The 13,569-nt window shown below is 67.0% G+C and carries 15 protein-coding genes; 2 read left to right on the forward strand and 13 right to left on the reverse strand.

What is annotated here, in order from left to right:
* Nucleotides 1–5: 5 nt before the first annotated feature.
* The 12 genes from hypF to FHU31_RS12810 form a co-directional block, all read right to left on the reverse strand.
* Nucleotides 6–2,300 carry a carbamoyltransferase HypF gene (gene hypF / locus FHU31_RS12760; RefSeq protein WP_167158766.1) on the reverse strand — a complete coding sequence of 765 codons (2,295 nt, stop codon included), beginning with the start codon at nucleotides 2,298–2,300 and terminating at the stop codon, nucleotides 6–8.
* The gene (locus FHU31_RS12765) at nucleotides 2,297–2,548 is read right to left on the reverse strand and encodes a HypC/HybG/HupF family hydrogenase formation chaperone (RefSeq protein ID WP_167158768.1); all 252 of its coding nucleotides are present in this window, start codon (nucleotides 2,546–2,548) and stop codon (nucleotides 2,297–2,299) included. The genes hypF and FHU31_RS12765 overlap by 4 nt, the downstream gene beginning before the upstream one ends.
* Before the next feature lie 3 nt (nucleotides 2,549–2,551).
* Complete coding sequence (locus FHU31_RS12770) at nucleotides 2,552–3,034, reverse strand: hydrogenase maturation protease (RefSeq protein ID WP_167160981.1); 483 nt, start codon at nucleotides 3,032–3,034, stop codon at nucleotides 2,552–2,554.
* Nucleotides 3,035–3,045: 11 nt separating this feature from the next.
* Nucleotides 3,046–3,165, reverse strand: coding sequence for a DUF6893 family small protein (locus FHU31_RS32175; RefSeq protein WP_409371242.1), 120 nt, complete (start codon nucleotides 3,163–3,165; stop codon nucleotides 3,046–3,048).
* A complete protein-coding gene (locus FHU31_RS12775; protein ID WP_167158770.1) occupies nucleotides 3,156–4,526 on the reverse strand; it encodes a hypothetical protein in 1,371 nt (456 codons plus the stop codon). Before FHU31_RS12775 ends, FHU31_RS32175 begins: the two co-directional genes overlap by 10 nt.
* On the reverse strand, nucleotides 4,523–5,155 hold the full coding sequence (locus FHU31_RS12780; RefSeq protein WP_167160983.1) for a DUF6084 family protein: 633 nt from the start codon (nucleotides 5,153–5,155) through the stop codon (nucleotides 4,523–4,525). Before FHU31_RS12780 ends, FHU31_RS12775 begins: the two co-directional genes overlap by 4 nt.
* A 5-nt stretch (nucleotides 5,156–5,160) precedes the next feature.
* Nucleotides 5,161–5,793 carry a DUF5947 family protein gene (locus tag FHU31_RS12785; RefSeq protein WP_167158772.1) on the reverse strand — a complete coding sequence of 211 codons (633 nt, stop codon included), beginning with the start codon at nucleotides 5,791–5,793 and terminating at the stop codon, nucleotides 5,161–5,163.
* Nucleotides 5,790–6,737 carry a NifU-related iron-sulfur-binding protein gene (locus FHU31_RS12790; RefSeq protein WP_167158774.1) on the reverse strand — a complete coding sequence of 316 codons (948 nt, stop codon included), beginning with the start codon at nucleotides 6,735–6,737 and terminating at the stop codon, nucleotides 5,790–5,792. The genes FHU31_RS12785 and FHU31_RS12790 overlap by 4 nt, the downstream gene beginning before the upstream one ends.
* 3 nt (nucleotides 6,738–6,740) lie before the next feature.
* Nucleotides 6,741–8,537: a nickel-dependent hydrogenase large subunit gene (locus FHU31_RS12795; RefSeq protein WP_167158776.1), complete on the reverse strand. Its 1,797-nt coding sequence runs from the start codon at nucleotides 8,535–8,537 to the stop codon at nucleotides 6,741–6,743.
* A 62-nt stretch (nucleotides 8,538–8,599) separates the two neighbouring features.
* Complete coding sequence (locus FHU31_RS12800; RefSeq protein ID WP_167158778.1) at nucleotides 8,600–9,655, reverse strand: NADH-quinone oxidoreductase subunit B family protein; 1,056 nt, start codon at nucleotides 9,653–9,655, stop codon at nucleotides 8,600–8,602.
* Nucleotides 9,656–9,771: 116 nt separating this feature from the next.
* Nucleotides 9,772–10,587: a hydrogenase nickel incorporation protein HypB gene (hypB, locus tag FHU31_RS12805; protein ID WP_167158781.1), complete on the reverse strand. Its 816-nt coding sequence runs from the start codon at nucleotides 10,585–10,587 to the stop codon at nucleotides 9,772–9,774.
* Nucleotide 10,588: 1 nt separating this feature from the next.
* The gene (locus FHU31_RS12810; RefSeq protein WP_167160985.1) at nucleotides 10,589–10,918 is read right to left on the reverse strand and encodes a hydrogenase maturation nickel metallochaperone HypA/HybF; all 330 of its coding nucleotides are present in this window, start codon (nucleotides 10,916–10,918) and stop codon (nucleotides 10,589–10,591) included.
* Between the two features lie 247 nt (nucleotides 10,919–11,165).
* Here FHU31_RS12810 and recA point away from each other — a divergent pair, with 247 nt between their 5' ends.
* Both recA and recX read left to right on the forward strand, forming a co-directional pair.
* Entirely contained in the window at nucleotides 11,166–12,209 is a 1,044-nt protein-coding gene (recA, locus tag FHU31_RS12815; protein ID WP_167158783.1) for a recombinase RecA, read from the forward strand.
* Nucleotides 12,178–12,711, forward strand: a complete 534-nt coding sequence (gene recX / locus FHU31_RS12820; protein WP_167158785.1) for a recombination regulator RecX — start codon at nucleotides 12,178–12,180, stop codon at nucleotides 12,709–12,711. The genes recA and recX overlap by 32 nt, the downstream gene beginning before the upstream one ends.
* A 32-nt stretch (nucleotides 12,712–12,743) precedes the next feature.
* Here the strand turns inward: recX and FHU31_RS12825 are convergent, their stop codons facing one another.
* A complete protein-coding gene (locus FHU31_RS12825; RefSeq protein WP_167158787.1) occupies nucleotides 12,744–13,496 on the reverse strand; it encodes a 3-oxoacyl-ACP reductase family protein in 753 nt (250 codons plus the stop codon).
* Between the last annotated feature and the right edge of the window lie 73 nt (nucleotides 13,497–13,569).

Here is a 13,569-nt window from a genome sequence, read left to right on the forward strand (position 1 = left end):
AGCTCTCACGACGAGTTCCCCACCAGCAATTGGCCGAGCGCGATACCGCCGTCGTTCGGCGGCACCCGGTGGTGGGTGAGGACCTCGAAACCTCGGGCGTCCAGGCCGTCCACGGCGAGGCCGAGCAGCAGCGCATTCTGGAACACCCCGCCGGACAACGCGACGACCGGTGCAGTGCGGGCGGCGGTCCGGGCGAGTTCGATGATCAGGTCGGCGACCGCCCGGTGAAAGCGCGCCCCGATCACGCCGGTCGGCACACCGAGTCGCGCGTCGGTGAGCACGGCGGCCAACACCGGGCCGGGGTCGATGACCGCCGGGTCGCCCGCTTCGACGGGGAAGACATACGCCGTTGCGCCGCAGGACCTGTCGCGTGAGTAGCCCTCCAGTTCGATCGCGGCCTGGGCCTCATAGGCGACCACCTGGCGTACTCCGGCGAGTGCCGACACCGCATCGAACAGCCGGCCCATACTGGACGTCGGAACGCATCCGAGTCCGGTCTGCAGCTGGTGGGCCAGTACGCGGCGTTCCTCGTCCGGGCAGGCGCGCACGGGGGCCAGGTCGTCATCCCAGGGCAGGCCGGCCGCCCACAAGTGTGCCAGTGCCATCCGGTACGGACGCAGCACGCTGATATCCCCGCCGGGCAGCGGCACGTACTTCAGCTGAGCCAGCCGCCGGTAGCCCTTGTAGTCGGCGAGCAACACCTCACCGCCCCAGATCGCGCCGTCGGGGCCGTAACCCGTTCCATCGAAGGCGAACCCGAGAACCGGCTGCGCACCGTCCAGACCGTGCTCGGCCATCACCGCGGCGATATGGGCATGGTGGTGCTGCACGGACCGGACCGGCCGGCCCGCGGCGTTGCGGCGCGCCCAGGCCGTCGACCGGTAGCCGGGGTGCGCGTCGGCGACGAGGATCTCCGGCGTCACACCGGTCAGCGCTTGCAGATGGTGTCGGGCCGAGTCGAATGCCGACAGGGTGGCCAGATCGTCCATATCGCCGATGTGCTGGCTCAGCCAGGCGTACTTCCCGGCGGCCACGGCCATGGTGTTCTTCAGGTCGGCCCCCACCGCCAAAGTCGGTGGCACCGGTGCCGGGAGCGCGACCGGTAGCGGTGCATATCCGCGGGAGCGGCGGATGGGTATCTGACGCCGCGCACACACCCGGACCACCGAATCGTCGCACGGTGCCAGGATCGCTCGGTCGTGCATCAGCCAACCATCGGCGAGTGGCCCGAGCCGATCGACGGCATCGTCGTCGGTGAAGCAGATCGGTTCGCCACCGAGGTTTCCCGACGTCATCACCAGTGCGGTCGGGCCGGGTTCGTCACCGGGCAGCCCGAACAACAGGGTGTGCAGCGGTGTGTACGCCAGCATGACACCGAGATCGGGGAGCTGCGGCGCCACGGCGCCGGCCACCGGGCCACCAGGTCGGCGGGGTAGCAGCACAATCGGGCGTTGCGGGCTCGTCAGCACCCGTTCGGCGGGGAGGTTCACCTCGGCGATGGTGTGCGCAGTCGCCAGGCCGGCCACCATCACCGCGAACGGCTTGTCGCCGCGGCGCTTTCGGATCCGCAGTTCGGTGACCGCCGCGCTGTCGGCGGCATCGCAGGCCAGGTGATAGCCACCGATACCCTTGACGGCCAGGATCCCGCCGCGGCGCAACAGGTCTCGCGCCCGCCGCAGCCCGTCCTCGCCTGGGGTGCGGTGTCCGTCGTGATCCCGGAAGGTCGGCGTCGGTCCACAGTCGGGGCAGCAGATGGGTTGTGCGTGGAAGCGCCGGTCGGCGGGGTCGGCGTACTCCCGGGCGCATGCGCCACACATCGGGAAGGTCGCCATGGTGGTGGCGGCGCGGTCATAGGGCAGGGACGCCGTGATGGTGAAACGTGGTCCGCAATTGGTGCAGTTGACGAAAGCGTGCCGGTATCGCCGGTCGGTGGGATCGCGTTGTTCGGCGACGCACTCATCGCAGATCGCCACGTCGGGGGAGGCCAGCGTGCGGCCCCCATCGGAGTGGGTGGTGTCGGCGATGGTGAAACCGGTGCCACCTCGCGGCGGAAGATCCTGTGTCCGAACGGCTTCGATCACCGCCAGGGGTGGCGGCCGATCCTGCAACATGGTCAGGAAACCGGCCACGTCGGTGGCGTCACCTTCGATCTCGATGATCGCGCCCGAGCTGTCGTTGCGCACCGATCCGGCCAGGCCCAGCGCGGCCGCGGTGGTGTACACGAACGGCCGGAAGCCGACGCCCTGGACCACGCCGTGCACCCGGATACTCAGCCGGCGGCGCCGATCGGTGGCCGTCATGGCCCGGGTCCGTCGGTGCCGCTGCCCATCAGCTTCAACCCGTCCAGTGCGGTGTGCGCACCTGCGGAGTCGGTCTTCTCGACCACGAAGCCCATGTGGATGATGACCCAGTCGCCGGGGTCGAACGTCTCCTCGGGCAGCATGCCGACGTTCACCTTGCGCGGTTCGCCTGCCACCTCGACGAGCGCGAGCTGATCGCCGTAGCCGTCGAGCATCCGGATCATCCGCCCCGGTATCCCCAGACACATGATTCAGCCCTCCCGCGCCGGGACGCGGGCCAGCAGGTCTGCGATGACACGGTCGACGGCGCTGACCGCACCCGGGATGGCGGCCGCCACCGGGCCGGACAGGCCGATGCCGTCCTCGACACTGCCGGTCTCGCAGCCGATGACGACGGTGTGCGGTGGCGTACCGCCGAGTGCTTCCAGGCTGGCGAACACCGTGGCAGGATCCATCGCGTGCGCGTCCAGACCTGTTGTGGCCACCTGTGATTCGTGGTCGGTCTCGAAGATGTGCACGGTGCCCGGTTCGCCCCGGCAGGGGAGGGCGTCGACGAGCACCAGCGCGTCCCATCCATCGAGCAGGTCGTAGGCCAGGTGCACACCTCGAATGCCGTAGTCGACCAGGTGAACGCCCGGCTGCGCCGGATGGGCCTGACGCAGTACCTCGGGGCCGAAACCGTCGTCTCCGAGGAAGATGTTGCCGATCCCGGCTACCAGAATTCTTGGCGTGATCGCCGCCTCCGTCACATCCGGCGCATGCGCAGGTAGCGCCGCGCATCCGGGATGGAGCGCAATCCGAGGACCACTCCGGCCACCACCACCACGACGGCGACCGTCACGGCCACCCAACCCACTACTTCCATTTCGGCTTCCCTTCGATCATCGGTTCGACACTCGGCGGTTCGACACTCAGTGGTTCGACCTCGTCGGGTGCGAAGTAGAGATGGCGGCCGTACCAGTCGTGCAGGTCGGCGCCGGGGTCGTCCTCGATGACGACGCCGATCTGCCGGTCACCGTCGACGGTCTCGTGCACGGAGGTGACCCGCGCGATCTTGCCGGCGAAGAAGATGTCCTGTGCGTCGGCCCGCCGTGCGGGCCGCAGCCGGACTCGGCTGTCGCGGCTCACCCGCACCCCGCCGACCAGGACTGCGTCGATCTCGGGGTCGACGGCGTTGTCCGCCAGCGGATCCCACCAGTCGACCCCGTCCGGGATCTCCGGTATCAGTCCCGGTGCGGTGGCGCCACCGCGCGGATCGCGCAGGACACCGTGCAGGTTCAGCAGCGCCTCCGGTGACATCGCTTCGCAGCGGTCGATGATCTGCGCGGCCAGCGGATCGGTGGCCCGGGCCTGGGCCTTCTCGTCATCGGTCATCGTCATCACCCGCAGCGTGAGGATCTCGTCGATCTCGGTCGAGTCGTAGAGTGCTCCTTCGCTCTGTTCGGCGATCTCGGGGTGGTCGTAGAGGATGATCGGCGAGACCAGCATCACGGAGGTGTCGCCGGGCGGGCCCGCCAGCACGGGAAAACACCGGTACTGCCGGCAGCGGCCGACTGCGTCGAGAGCCGATGCCGGCGGCTCCAGCAGTGACACGAAATCGCCGCCGCTCACCCGGGCGATGAGGTGCGTACCGATCAACGAGGCCGCGATCGCGGTGTCCTTGTCCGCCGGTGGCGGGCCGATATTGCGCAGGGACAGACTGATTCGTCGTAGCCCGTCATCGGTTTCGGTACGCACGGTAAGCTCCGCGTGAAGCTCCGCGCGGGTGCGCACCAACCGGCCGCCGTCGATCTGTTCGGTGTCACAGCCGGCGGGGACGACCACCGGGAAGGTCTGCGGGACGGCCAGTGCGGATCGGTCCAACGGCCCGAACGACCGTTCGCATTCGACCGCTTCATCCCAGGTCAGCCACGATCGAGCGGCCGCGGTGAGTTCGGCGACGGGTTCGAATCCGACGCCGGCTCGACGTTGCACCGCACGGTGCTGCAACTGCAGGAACCGCACGGTGACCGTGAGCGCGACATCGGGTCCGGGTGCCAGGAGCACCTGGGCCGACAACGTGTCGTCCTCGCCGATGCTCCGTTCGGCCGCCCGCGCCGGGCCGAGCACGCCGAACTGCCAGCGGGACTGGTTCTTACCCGAGGTCGCCCGGTACGGGTAGAGCAGGTAGCCCTCGTAGAGCACTGCATCGGCGACGGCTCTGACCCGATCTGCCGCGGTGCTCATCGGGCGTCCTGCACGGCGGTTTCCAGCAGCGCGGTGATGGCGGCGTCCAGCCCCAGCATGCCGTGCGCGGATTTGTAGGTGACCAGTGCCTTGATGGTGTCATGGTCCAACCGCACCCAGCCGGTGTTCGGGAAGTGCAGATCGATGAGCTCACGCCACACCGAGACCGGCATATCGTAGTGGTCCTCGCGGTCCCACGGGATCTGGTGGACGGCGAAGTTGTGGTGGCCCTTGGTGAATACCGTGCCGCTGAACAGGAATTGCAAAGGGATGACGTCGTCCCGCAGGGCATGGAGGTACTTGGCCGCGGTGACCTCGAGATCGTAGGTGCACACCAGGGGCAGTTCGATCTGCGTGGTGCCGGAGAACCCCGGCACCATCGCGGTGGTGTGTTGCCACAAGAAGCTGTGTTGGGTGGAACTCCACCGGTCTCGGGTGCCGAACAGGTCGAGCAGGCCGGCCGCCTCGTCGTCGGTATAGCCACGGCGCAGCGGTTCGACACGCACCTGACAGCGCAGCGCGATGGCGTGCACGGGTTCGTCGCCGACGGCGGCGATCCCGATTCGCGCGGTGAGCAGCGGTGTCACCGCGTACGGCTCGGGAGCCACCGCCAGCACCGCGAACGTCATATCGCTCACCGCAGGACCACCTTGCTGCGTGCGGCGACGTGAGCGAAGAACTCGTCGACGAACCGGCGCACCTGTTGGCCGCCGTCGAAGCCGTGCCACAGCATGCGCAGCCGGCCCACGAACTCGTAGCAGGCATCGATCGGCACCAGATAGCTCTCCAGCGGCATCACGGATTCGTCGGGTACCCGCAGGATGAGTGCCTCGGTGTCCTCGGCAAGCAAGTCGACCCGCGGGTCCGCGGTGCGGATCTGATCCCAGATCGTCAGGTCCAGCTCGGACTCGGTCGCTCCCGCCGGACCCGGATAGAACGCCACCGTGCGCTGGAGCGCGGAATTGTCGAAGAAGAACGCCAATCCCACCGGGATCTGGAGCAGTTCCCACTCGCGGCGTCCGAGCGCGAAGTCGGGGAAGGCCAGATACCGGTCCGGCACCGCGCGGTAGCGCAGCGCCGCGGAGGTGTCGGTGAACAGCAGATAGCAGCCCCGGCAGACGCACATCAGTTGCCGGCCTTCGATATCGACCACGTGCTGGTGTTCGCCGGCGATCTGCTCGGAGCACATCTCGCAGCGTTCACCCGCCGGGACGGGCTCGGCACGGTTGGACCGGATCCGCGCCAGCACATCGTAGGCGCCGGTCATGAGACACCCGCGGCGATGGACAGCACGCCGTCGCGCACCAGCACCGGCATCGGTTCGAGATGAATGGTGGCGCTGTCGGTCCCGTCGATACACGCCCCGGCACGGACGACGTCGAAATGCGCGTGGCAACGCGGACAGCGCAGCACCGGGTCGGGGGACGCCATCCGCCGGTGTAGTGCCGCACCGGCCAGGGAACCGCCGCAGTTCCCGCACCGGTCCCGGTAGGCGAACACGTCGTCGCGGACCCGGCAGGCCAGCACCGTGGCGTCGGACACCCGGAATCCACCCACCTCGCCGTCGCCGAGGTCGGCGAGTTCCGGCACGGGATGCCAGACGGCCTGGGCGTGCGCCGCGTGGTGGCTGTCGCGGTGGACTCGGCTGAGCAGCGATTGCGCCGGGATGACACCGGTGGTCGGTGCGCTCTCGGCGGGCACCACCTCGATGGCCGTGACCTCCGGGGCCGCGGCATGGATGGCGTCCTCGACGGCGAGTTCCAGTGTCACGGCCGAGGATGGGCAGGTCTTGCAACTACCCGCGAACTGCAGGCGGACCTCGGCGCCGCCGGGTGTGTCGGTGACGCCGAGCAGGGTGACGTCGCCGCCGTGCGAGCCGAGATAGGGCCGGACCTTGTCGAGGGCGTCCTCGATACGCCGCGTCATATCGTGGGGATGAAGACCATGGACCAACAGCAGGCTGGCGATCAGATCGTCGGCGGCGAACTCTTCGGTGAGTGCGGAATGCGTGGTGCCGGTCAGCCGGATGATCCGGTGCAGCGCAGCCCCGTACAGGTCGGTGATCTCACCTGCCAGCCGCTCGGCGCGTTCGCGCGCCACGGGCCCGCCCGTCGCGCTGGCGTCGAGCAGGGTCTGTATCCGATCGCCCGCCGTGCGCCAATAGGCGTCGTCCTGGGTTTCCTCGGGCGCTGACAATCCAGGCGGGCCCATAGGCTATTCCCCGGTGACGGACTGGGTGGGCGAGTGCAGCTTGTCCAGCGTCTTCCCGTCACCCAGATACATGTGCACCCCGCAGGGCAGGCAGGGATCGAAACTTCGGACCGTGCGCATGATGTCGATACCCTTGAAGTTCTCCCGGTCGTTCTCCTCGAAGATCGGTTGTCCCTGCACCGCATCCTCATAGGGCCCCGGGGTGCCGTAACTGTCCCGGGGGTTGGCGTTCCATGGAGTCGGCGGGTACGGGTGGTAGTTGGCGATCTTGCCGTCCCGGATCACCATGTGGTGGCTCAGCACACCCCGGACGGCCTCGGTGAACCCACAGCCGATCGCTTCGTCGGGAACATCGAAGCGCTCCCAGGTCTTGGTGCGGCCGGCGCGGATCTCGACGAGTGCCTTCTCCGCGAAATGCAGTGCGCACGCCGCCGCATAGGCCTGGAAGTAGGTGCGGGCACGGTTGCGTTCGAGGGTGTTGCTGCCGTGCACGGGGATCTTCCACTCCAGTTCGACCGGCCCCTTCAGGATGGTCTTGGGCAGGTTGATCTGCACGCTGTGCCCGGTCGACTTCACGTAGCCGATATCGACGAGCCCGGCCAGCGCGGTAGACCAGAGCCGGGCCAGTGGACCACCGCCGGTGTCCAGTGCGAGGTGGTCCTTGCCGTCGAACCAGCGCGGCGACATCACCCAGCTGTACTTGTCGTCCATATCCCGCTTCTGCGGGTGCGGGTTGGTGTGCTGGTTCCACGGGTGCCGCCGGTCCACCGGATTACCCAGGGGATCGTTGCGTACGAAGGTCTCCTGGTCGGTCCAGTCGTCGTAGTACGAACTGCCCAACAGGATCCGGATTCCGAGATTGATGTCCACCAGCGAGTGCGTGACCAGCTTGCCGTCCACCACCACACCGGGGGTCACGAACATCGCGTCGCCCCAGCGCTCCATGTCCTTGTACGCGAAGTTGCACACCTCGGGATCCTGGAAGGAGCCCCAGCAGCCGAGCAGCGTGCGGCGCAGCCCGACCCGTTCGTAGCCGGGTAGCGCTTCGTAGAAGAAGTCGAACAGGTCGTCGTGCATGGGGACGACTTTCTTCATGAACTCGACATAGCGCATCAGCCGGGTCATGTAGTCGGTCATCAGCTGGATGGTGGCGACGGTGCCGACGCCGCCGGGGTACAGCGTGGACGGATGCACGTGCCGGCCTTCCATCAGGCAGAACATCTCCCGCGTCCAGCGACTGACCTGCAGGGCCTCCCGGTAGAACTCGCCGGTGAACGGATTGAGCGAGCGCATGATGTCGGCGATGGTCCGGTATCCGTGCTCCGGCGCGTGCGGAGCGGCGGTGTTCTCGGCCTTGGCCAGCACACTCGGATTGGTCTCGGCGACCATCTTCTCGCAGTAGTCGACGCCGACCAGGTTCTCCTGAAAGATGTTGTGGTCGAACATGTACTCGGCGGCCTCACCGAGATTGACGATCCACTCGCCCAGATGCGGCGGTTTCACGCCATAGGCCATGTTCTGCGCATAGCAGGAGCAGGTGGCGTGGTTGTCACCGCAGATCCCGCAGATGCGGCTGGTGATGAAGTGCGCGTCGCGCGGATCTTTGCCCTTCATGAAGATCGAGTAGCCGCGGAAGATCGACGACGTGCTGTGGCATTCCACCACCTCGCGGTTCTCGAAGTCGATCTTGGTGTAGATGCCGAGGCTGCCGACGATCCGGGTGATCGGATCCCAGGCCATCTCCACCAGTTGGCCGGGCTCGCGCTTCACCTCTGAGGGCTCCGGAATGATCGTTGTCATGGACTTCGCTCCCTCGATGAACCTCTTCGCAGTGACGGATGCCGAGCCGCAGCCGTGCGCAGTCACCAGGTGCGGGTGGCACCCGATTCGAGCGTGGTGCCCCGGTGCCGCCAGCGTGGTTCCTGGTCCACGGTGTGTCCGGTGATGTGCCGCAGGCTGCGGATGACCGAGCCGTACAGGCCCGACGCCGCGGTGGACACCTTGCCGCCCGGCGGCTCGTCCATGAAGGGCATGAACTTGTCCGGGAACCCCGGCATGGTGCAGCCGATACAGATACCACCCACATTCGGGCAGCCACCGATCCCGTTGATCCAGCCCCGTTTCGGTACGTTGCACTTCACGACCGGACCCCAACAGCCAAGTTTGACAATGCATTTGGGCGAACCGTACGCATGGGCGAAATCGCCCTGTTCGTAGTATCCGGCCCGATCACAACCCTCGTGCACAGTCGCTCCGAACAGCCACGTCGGCCGCAACGCCTCGTCCAGGGGGATCATCGGTGCTTGATCGGTCGCCATGTACAACAGGTACGTGAGCGTCTCGGACAGGTTGTCGGGATGGATCGGGCAGCCCGGAACGCAGACGATGGGGATACCCGCCTTGCTCTTCCAATCCCAGCCGAGGTAGTCGGGCACACCCATCGCGCCGGTCGGGTTTCCGGCCATCGCATGGATGCCGCCGTAGGTCGCACAGGTACCCACGGCCACCACCGCGGTTGCCTTGGGAGCCAACCGATCCAGCCATTCGCTGGTCGTCATCGGTTGTCCGGTGGCGGGGTCGTTGCCGAACCCGCACCAGTAGCCGTCGTCGTGCAACTGCTCGTTGGGTATCGACCCCTCGACGACCAGCACGAACGGCTCCAATTCGCCGCGGTCGGCCCGGAAGAACCACTCGAGGAAGTCGTCGGCGCCGCCGGTCGGGCCGCATTCGAAGTCGATCAGCGGCCAGTGCACGGCGATCTTGGGCAGGCCGGGAAGGGCACCGAGCGCGATCTCCTCGATGCTGGGCTGGGTGGCGGCAGTCAACGCCACGGAATCGCCATCACAACTCAGACCGGCGTTGATCCAGAGCACGTGGATCAACGTCTCTTCTGCTTTGACTGCTGCCGAAGTGGGCATAGCGCAGTTCTTTCCGGGACGGGCTGGGCCCCTGCGTCGATCTTCCCGGGGATGAGCTGGATCCCCGCCGCCGCAGGAGTCGACGTTCGGCCCGTTGTGCGGCGCTGTTACTCGGTTTACTCCGAGGGGTTGGCCTTGTCAATGGACCGGATGGACCCAGACCTCCGTTCGACCAAAGCATCAGGGCCGGAGTCGATCCAGTCGTACCAGGCGGTCATGCCCTGGCCCGTCGCCGCCGACAGCAGCAGGACGTCCGCAGTCGGGTTCACCGAGCGCACCGCGTGTCCGAAGGCGTCGAGATCGAAGTCCACGTAGGGGAGCAGATCGACCTTGTTGACGACGATCAATCCCGCCGCCGCGAACATGTGCGGATACTTCAGCGGCTTGTCCGCACCTTCGGTGACCGAGATGACGACCACCATCGCGCGCTCGCCCAGGTCGAACAGCGCCGGGCAGACCAGATTGCCGACGTTCTCGATGAACAACAGTGAATTCGGCTCAGGGGCCAGGGTATTCAATGCGCTCTCGATCATCTGCGCATCGAGATGACAGCCCGCTCCGGTATTCACCTGCACGGCCCGCGCTCCGGCGGCCCGGATGCGTTCGGCATCGAGCAGGGTTTCCTGATCGCCTTCGATGACCGCGACGGTGCGCTGCGGGGCCAACCCGCCGATGGTGCGTTCGAGAAGGGTGGTCTTGCCGGCCCCCGGTGAACTGGTGATGTTGAGGGCCAGGATATTTTGCTCCGCCAGCCGGGCCCGATTCAGTTGCGCGATGTGGTCGTTCTTCGCGAGAACCTTCTGTTCCAGCGAGATGGTCTCGGTACGAGAGTGGCTGTGCGGATGGTCGTGGGAATGCGAATGGTCGTGCGAGTGGTGTCCGGGCAGGGTGATGGTTGCCGCGTCCTCGCCGCAGCCGCAGGTGGCGCACATCTCAGCTCACTTCCATCGAGAGGATCCTGAGTTCTCGGCCGGTGAGTACCTCGACGTCGGCGCTGCCGCAGCGGCACAGCAGGATCGGGTCGGTCACCGCGAAGCGTGCGCCGCATCCTCGGCAGTGGGCCCAGCCGGGTGGGATGTCCAGGTCCAGCCGTGCGCCGTCGGCGACGGTCCCCGCGGCGGCCAGGTCGAAACAGAACCGCATCGCGTCGGGTACCACCGCGCACAGTGCGCCGATCTCGACCCTGACGCTGTGCACCCGGCGCCCCGCGGCATGCTCGCATACCGCATCGACGACGCTCTGGGTGATGGACAACTCGTGCACATGTGCCCCGATTCGGGCTGGATCAATCCACGATAGGTCCAGATCGGCGAAGGCACAACGAAGCCGTCCTCGCCGGGCGGTCACGGGTCCTCCCGCCACTGGCGCGGCGTGTCACCTTGCCTTCGAACACCTGTTCGCTAATGTGGTGGGCAATCGACTGAGCTGACTTGTCGGTGGTTTGTCTTAGTGTCACGCCCAACCGACCGGAACACCGGTCAACCGCACGACTACCGGAGAGGTATCACCCATGGCGCCACAGGCTCCTGATCGCGAAAAGGCACTCGAACTGGCGATGGCCCAGATCGAGAAGAATTACGGCAAAGGCTCGGTGATGCGCCTCGGTGAAGAGGTGCGTCAGCCGATCTCGGTCATTCCGACCGGATCGATCGCGCTGGACGTGGCGCTGGGTATCGGTGGCTTGCCGCGTGGCCGGGTCGTCGAGATCTACGGCCCGGAATCCTCGGGTAAGACCACCGTCGCCCTGCATGCGGTGGCCAATGCCCAGGCCGCCGGCGGTATCGCCGCCTTCATCGACGCCGAGCACGCTCTGGACCCCGAGTACGCCCAGAAGCTCGGCGTGGACACCGACGCGCTGTTGGTCTCCCAGCCCGATACCGGTGAGCAGGCCCTCGAGATCGCCGACATGCTGGTGCGCTCCGGCGCGCTGGACATCTTGGTGATCGACTCGGTGGCCGCTCTGGTGCCGCGCGCCGAGATCGAGGGCGAGATGGGTGACAGCCATGTCGGTCTGCAGGCCCGTTTGATGAGCCAGGCGCTGCGGAAGATGACTGGTGCGCTGAACAATTCGGGCACCACCGCGATCTTCATCAACCAGCTGCGCGAGAAGATCGGCGTGATGTTCGGCTCGCCCGAGACCACGACCGGCGGTAAAGCGCTCAAGTTCTACGCCTCCGTGCGTCTGGACGTCCGCCGGATCGAGACGCTCAAGGACGGCACCGACGCCGTGGGTAACCGCACCCGGGTGAAGGTCGTCAAGAACAAGGTGTCCCCGCCGTTCAAACAGGCTGAATTCGACATTCTGTACGGTCACGGCATCAGCCGGGAGGGTTCGCTCATCGATATGGGCGTCGAGCACGGCTTCATCCGCAAGTCCGGCTCATGGTTCACCTATGAGGGCGAACAGCTCGGGCAGGGTAAAGAGAACGCCCGGAAGTTCCTGCTGGAGAATCCCGATGTCGGCAACGAGGTCGAGAAGAAGATCAAGGAAAAGCTCGGCATCGGTGCCGTGGTGACCAGTGATGACGTTCTGCCCGCCCCAGTCGACTTCTGAGACCGGTCCGGCCGAGGGACCCAAGCGCGAGGAGCAGGCGCGGGATGTGTGCCTGCGTCTGCTCACCGTGCGAGCCCGCACCCGGGCCGAACTGGAAGCGCAGCTGACCAAACGGGGCTACCCCGACGACGTCAGCGCCCGGGTGCTGGACCGGCTCACTCAGGTCGGGCTCATCGATGACACCGCCTTCGCGCAGGAGTGGGTGCGCTCCAGGCGTGCCAACTCGGGAAAAGGCAAGCGCGCGTTGGCCTCTGAGCTCCGCACCAAAGGTGTGGACGCCGAGGTGATCGCCGAGACGCTCGACAGCGTCGACGCGGGGGAGTGGCGGGTGCAGGCCGAGCAGTTGGTGGCCACCCGGCTGCGCCGGGAGAACCTCGACGACGAAGCCAAGGTCACCCGCCGGCTGGTCGGCATGCTGGCCCGCCGGGGTTACCACCAGGCCATGGCCTTCGATGTGGTCAAGACGCAGCTGGCGCAGGAGCGGGCCCGGCGGGTCGTCTAGATGGCCCCGCTTGTCTAGATGGCCCCGCTTGTCTAGATAGCGAAGCCGCCGTCGATGTTCCAGGTGACTCCGGTGATGTAGCCGGCCTCCGGGGATGCGAGAAATGCGACCGCACTGGCAATGTCGCGGGGCTGCCCGTACCGGCCGACGGCGATGAGTGGACGTACCTGATCGGAGAATCCACCCTCCTCAGGGTTCATGTCGGTGGCGACCGGACCCGGCTGGATCGTATTGACGGTGACCCCGCGGGGACCCAGCTCGCGTACCAGTCCTCGGGTCAGCCCGGCGACCGCTGCCTTGGTGAGTGCGTATACAGAGAACCCTGTCATCGGGGCCCGGTCGGCGTTGACGCTGCCGATGGTGATGATGCGCCCGCCCTCACCGAGATGCGGCACCGCGCGCTGGATTCCCGCGAAGACTCCGCGCACATTGACCGCGACCATGCGGTCGAACTCTGCGAGTGGGAAGTCCTCGATCGGGCCGCCCGCGGCGACTCCGGCGTTGTTGACCAAGATGTCCAGCCCACCCAGCCGGGACACCGTCTCGTCGACTGCGGCATTCACCGCGTCGGCGTCGGCGCTGTCGGCCTGGATGGCTGCCACCTGGGCACCGGCCGCGCGCAGCTCGGAGGCCAGCGCCTCGGCGGTCTCGGCCGACGATTGGTAGGTGAACGCGACGGCGGCGCCGTCGGCGGCCAACCGCCGGACGATCTCGGCGCCGATCCCTCGGGATCCGCCCGTGACCAGGGCACGCCGTCCGGTCAGGGGTGCGGTCGAAGTGGTCATAGGGTCCTCCAGTGCTGGGAAGTTTCTTACGAACCGATCGGTTACTAACTACGTTGGGCTCAAGCGGTTGCGC

The sequence above is a fragment of the Mycolicibacterium fluoranthenivorans genome, from assembly GCF_011758805.1.
GTDB classification, from domain to species: Bacteria; Actinomycetota; Actinomycetes; order Mycobacteriales; family Mycobacteriaceae; genus Mycobacterium; species Mycobacterium fluoranthenivorans.

Bases quoted from the DNA above. Each gene is read 5' to 3' on its own strand.
- hypF (WP_167158766.1), bottom strand. From the start codon at position 2,300: ATGACGGCCACCGATCGGCGCCGCCGGCTGAGTATCCGGGTGCACGGC.
- FHU31_RS12775 (WP_167158770.1), bottom strand. From the start codon at position 4,526: ATGAGCACCGCGGCAGATCGGGTCAGAGCCGTCGCCGATGCAGTGCTC.
- FHU31_RS12825 (WP_167158787.1), bottom strand. From the start codon at position 13,496: ATGACCACTTCGACCGCACCCCTGACCGGACGGCGTGCCCTGGTCACG.
- hypB (WP_167158781.1), bottom strand. From the start codon at position 10,587: ATGTGCGCCACCTGCGGCTGCGGCGAGGACGCGGCAACCATCACCCTG.
- FHU31_RS12795 (WP_167158776.1), bottom strand. From the start codon at position 8,537: ATGACAACGATCATTCCGGAGCCCTCAGAGGTGAAGCGCGAGCCCGGC.
- FHU31_RS32175 (WP_409371242.1), bottom strand. From the start codon at position 3,165: ATGGAAGTAGTGGGTTGGGTGGCCGTGACGGTCGCCGTCGTGGTGGTG.
- FHU31_RS12785 (WP_167158772.1), bottom strand. From the start codon at position 5,793: ATGACCGGCGCCTACGATGTGCTGGCGCGGATCCGGTCCAACCGTGCC.
- recX (WP_167158785.1), top strand. From the start codon at position 12,178: ATGACGTTCTGCCCGCCCCAGTCGACTTCTGAGACCGGTCCGGCCGAG.
- recA (WP_167158783.1), top strand. From the start codon at position 11,166: ATGGCGCCACAGGCTCCTGATCGCGAAAAGGCACTCGAACTGGCGATG.
- FHU31_RS12790 (WP_167158774.1), bottom strand. From the start codon at position 6,737: ATGGGCCCGCCTGGATTGTCAGCGCCCGAGGAAACCCAGGACGACGCC.
- FHU31_RS12765 (WP_167158768.1), bottom strand. From the start codon at position 2,548: ATGTGTCTGGGGATACCGGGGCGGATGATCCGGATGCTCGACGGCTAC.
- FHU31_RS12780 (WP_167160983.1), bottom strand. From the start codon at position 5,155: ATGACGTTCGCGGTGCTGGCGGTGGCTCCCGAGCCGTACGCGGTGACA.
- FHU31_RS12800 (WP_167158778.1), bottom strand. From the start codon at position 9,655: ATGCCCACTTCGGCAGCAGTCAAAGCAGAAGAGACGTTGATCCACGTG.